Below are 3,633 nucleotides of genomic sequence, written 5' to 3'. Positions count from 1 at the left end.
GCCTGAAGGAGCTGGAGGGCCTGCTCGCAAGCCTTCCCGCCGACATCGCCCGCCACGAGGCGACCCTCGCCGACCCCGAACTCTATACCCGCGACCGCAAGGCCTTCGACCGCGCCACCGCCAACGCCGACCGCGCCCGCACGCTTCTGGCCGCCGCCGAAGAGGAATGGCTGGAGCTGGAGGCGAAACGGGAAGCTCTGGGCGGCTGACGGCCCGCTTTCTGTGGAAAACCCAAACGCCTGATTCGTTTTCACGAATTCCAGCCGCCCACAGATATGCACAGGGTTATGCACCGGGGCCGGGGCGGTTCCGCACAGCCGGCCGGATTCGGGCGCTTGCCGTCTACTGCATTTGGCGCGAACGTCAACAGGCCGAGGGACACGGCGGCGCGGAAATCCGGGGAGACCCGGGGCTCAAAGCGGACCGGCCCGGCTCTCTGATCGAACGCACCGGGGGGTTTCGACCTTAACGGACGGGAGACAGGATCAAGGCCCAAAGGACCCTTCGAAGGCTTCGGCCCCAGAAGACCGGAGGGAACCGGATCAGGATCGATGGACGGCGCGGGGCTCGACCTCGTGGAACGCCGGAGACCAGGAGCGCGACAGGATACAGCCGACCATCACCGGGGTTCGCCTCGCTGATGCTGAGGCCAGGGTCCTGAACCTCAATGGCCAAGTCCAACCCGGACTTGGCGAGGGGACGAGGAGAACCGCTTGCGGGGATCTTCGTCCCCTCGCTCAATTCCGGAGGCCGCTTTGGCCGGCGCGCTCGCGCATCAGGCCGACGACGCCTTCCCTTCCCCCCGCCCCGGCCGTACACCAAGGCCATGAACCGTCGCGGGAATCGCTCCTCTCTGCCCGATCGCCGCACCCTGCTCGCCGGCGCCGGCGCGCTGGGCCTCTCGACGGCTTTGGCGGCCTGTGGACGCGCCGAGGCTCCGGTCGACGACGACGGCCGGGTCCGGCTGCGCTTCGCCACCGACTGGCGCGCCCAGGCCGAGCACGGCGGCTTCTACCAGGCGCTGGCCTCGGGGGCCTATGAGAAGCGCGGACTGAACGTGCAGATCATACAGGGCGGCCCGACGGTGAACGTGCCGCAGCTGCTGGCCTCGGGCGCCGTCGAGCTCGGCATGGGCTCCAACAGCTTCATCCCGATGAATCTGGTCGCCGAGGGAGCGCCGGTGAAGGCGGTCGCCGCCTTCTTCCAGAAGGACCCCCAGGTCCTGATCGCCCACCCCGATCCGGCGCTGAACTCCATCGCCGACCTGGGCGACCGCCCCATCCTTCTGGCCGACGCCTCGGTCAACGCCTTCTGGGTCTGGCTCAAGGCGAAATACGGCTTCACCGACGACCAGGTGCGCAAATACACCTTCAACCTCGCCCCCTTCCTCGCCGACGAACGGGCGGTGCAGCAGGGCTATCTGACCAGCGAACCCTATACGATCGAGAAGGAGGCGGGCTTCACGCCGAAGGTCTTCCTGCTCGCCGACGAGGGCTATCCCTCCTACGCCACCATGGTTCTGGCCCCGAACGCCTTCGCCCGCGACAACGCCCGCGCGCTGCGCAGCTTCATCGCCGCCTCGGCCGAGGGCTGGCGCGACTATATCCAGGGCGACGGCAAGGCCGCCGACGCCCTGATCCGCCGCGCCAATCCCGACATGACCCAGGACGTGCTCGATCAGGCCCGGGCCAAGCTCAAGGCCAACGGCATCGTCGACGGCGGCGACGCGGCCCTCTACGGTCTCGGCACAATGACCGCCGAGCGCTGGCGCGCCTTCTTCGAGGTCACCTCCGAGGCCGGCGTCTACCCGCCCAACCTCGACTGGCGCCAGGCCTTCACGACCCAGTATCTGCCCGGCCGTGGCTGAGACGGCTCCGGCGTTCGCGGCGGCGCTGCGGAACGTCATCGTTCGCTATCCCGGGCGGTCGCCGCTGGGCCCTGTCGACCTGACCGTCGCCCCCGGGGAAATCCTGGCGCTGGTCGGAGCCTCCGGAGCCGGCAAGTCCACCCTGTTGCGTCTGCTGGCCGGGCTCGAGGCCCCGGCGGAAGGGACGGTGGCCGGGGGCGCCGGCCGCGGCCGAACCGGCTTCGTCTTCCAGAACGCCACCCTGATGCCGTGGGCCGACATTCAGGCCAATGTCGCCCTGCCCCTCGAACTGACGGGCGCGCCCCGCGAGGAGGCGCGACGTCGGGCGGCGGCCGAGCTAGCCGCGGTCGGTCTGGGCGACCGCCTCGCCGCCCGTCCGCGGCAGCTGTCCGGCGGCATGGCGATGCGCGTCTCGCTCGCCCGCGCGCTGGTCACCGGGCCGGACCTGCTGTTGCTCGACGAGCCGTTCGCCGCCCTGGACAGCGTCACGCGCCGCCGGCTCATCGGGGACCTGCATCGCCTGTGGAGCGCCCGGTCGCCTCGCCCCGCCATGGTGTTCGTCAGCCATGACGTCGAGGAGGCCGTCTATCTCGCGCATCGCGCCGTCGTGCTCGACGCGACGACAGGACGGGTGGCGCTGGAGCTGGAGCTGCCGGGCCCCTTGCCCAGGCCCGACGGATGGCGGACGGACGTGGCCTATCGCGTGGCGGTCGAGACGCTGGCTGCGGGGTTGGCTGACAGCATGCCTGCCTTCCCCCCCGCGACGGGGAAGAGCGCATGAACCGCTTCCTGCCGCCCCTCTTGCTGATCCTGTTTCTTCTCGCCGGGTGGGAGATCGCCTGCCGCGCCCTCCACCTCCCGCCCTATCTCCTGCCGCCGCCCAGCGCCGTCGCCATCTCCCTCGTCCGCCGCGCCCCGCTGCTGCTCTCCTCCGCCGCCGTCACCTTCTGGATGGCCTTTCAGGCTCTGGTCACAGCCTTCGTGCTCGGCGGCGGACTCGCGCTGGCGGTGTCGCTCAACCGTTCGGCCGAACGGGCCGTCCGGCCTCTCGCCGTCGCCCTCCAGGTCACGCCTGTCGTGGCGATCGCGCCGCTCGTCCTGATCTGGGCCGGTCTGGACCACGCCGACCGCGCCGTGGTCGCCCTCGCCGCGGCGGTGGCCTTCTTCCCGCTGTTCTCGGGCGTGCTGACCGGCCTGAGGTCCGCCGACCCCGACCTCGAGCGGCTGTTCGATCTGTACGGGGCATCGTCGACGCAACGACTGATCCGCCTGCGCCTCCCCGCCGCCCTGCCGTTCGTCCTCGAAGGCCTCAGGGTCGCGGCCGGTCTGTCGGTGATCGGCGCGGTCGTCGCTGAATTCGTCTCCGGCTCGGGCGCCACCCAGGGGCTGGCCTGGCGGCTCCTCGAGGCCGGCAACCGCCTGCGCACGGCGGACATGCTCGCGGCCCTGCTCTGCCTGATGATCATGGGGCTGGCGCTCCACGCCGTCGTGGGCGCTGTCGAGCGCGCGGTCCGCCGTCGCCTGGCCTGAACGGCCGCCTCCCGTTAGCGCCGGGTTAAGCCCCGGACGGCTACCGTGGCGCTCCAGTTCCCGCGCCCGGAGCCTGCCCTTGCGCCGCGCCTCGACTCTCGCCGCTGTTCTCGCCGCCGCCGGCGGCCTGCTTCTGGCTGACGCCGCTTCGGCCCAGTCCGATCCGCGCTACCTGTCCTGGCAGGGGCGCGGAGAAGCGACGCCTCCGCAGAGCGCCGCGGTCGCCGAGCCGGCTG

General features: G+C 71.2%; 3 protein-coding genes and 1 pseudogene. All 4 read left to right on the top strand.

Annotated elements, in window-relative coordinates:
- A pseudogene (locus RDU12_RS13965) lies at positions 1-209 on the top strand (ABC transporter ATP-binding protein); the annotation flags it as partial.
- A gap of 617 nt (positions 210-826) precedes the next feature.
- Positions 827-1,867: an ABC transporter substrate-binding protein gene (locus RDU12_RS13960; RefSeq protein ID WP_300293006.1), complete on the top strand. Its 1,041-nt coding sequence runs from the start codon at positions 827-829 to the stop codon at positions 1,865-1,867.
- Positions 1,860-2,648 carry an ABC transporter ATP-binding protein gene (locus tag RDU12_RS13955; protein WP_308685214.1) on the top strand — a complete coding sequence of 263 codons (789 nt, stop codon included), beginning with the start codon at positions 1,860-1,862 and terminating at the stop codon, positions 2,646-2,648. Before RDU12_RS13960 ends, RDU12_RS13955 begins: the two co-directional genes overlap by 8 nt.
- Positions 2,645-3,397 (top strand): ABC transporter permease, encoded by a 753-nt coding sequence (locus tag RDU12_RS13950; RefSeq protein WP_300293536.1) that lies wholly within the window; start codon positions 2,645-2,647, stop codon positions 3,395-3,397. Before RDU12_RS13955 ends, RDU12_RS13950 begins: the two co-directional genes overlap by 4 nt.
- Positions 3,398-3,633 lie beyond the last annotated feature (236 nt).

The organism is Brevundimonas sp., from assembly GCF_031082345.1.
Taxonomy (GTDB): Bacteria; Pseudomonadota; Alphaproteobacteria; order Caulobacterales; family Caulobacteraceae; genus Brevundimonas.
The sequence above is the reverse complement of the archived record's forward strand: the minus strand, read 5'-3'. Positions and strand labels throughout refer to the sequence as shown.

What these genes read in the sequence shown, in the direction of transcription:
- RDU12_RS13950 (WP_300293536.1), top strand. Translation starts at nt 2,645, where the DNA reads ATGAACCGCTTCCTGCCGCCCCTCTTGCTGATCCTGTTTCTTCTCGCC.
- RDU12_RS13960 (WP_300293006.1), top strand. Translation starts at nt 827, where the DNA reads ATGAACCGTCGCGGGAATCGCTCCTCTCTGCCCGATCGCCGCACCCTG.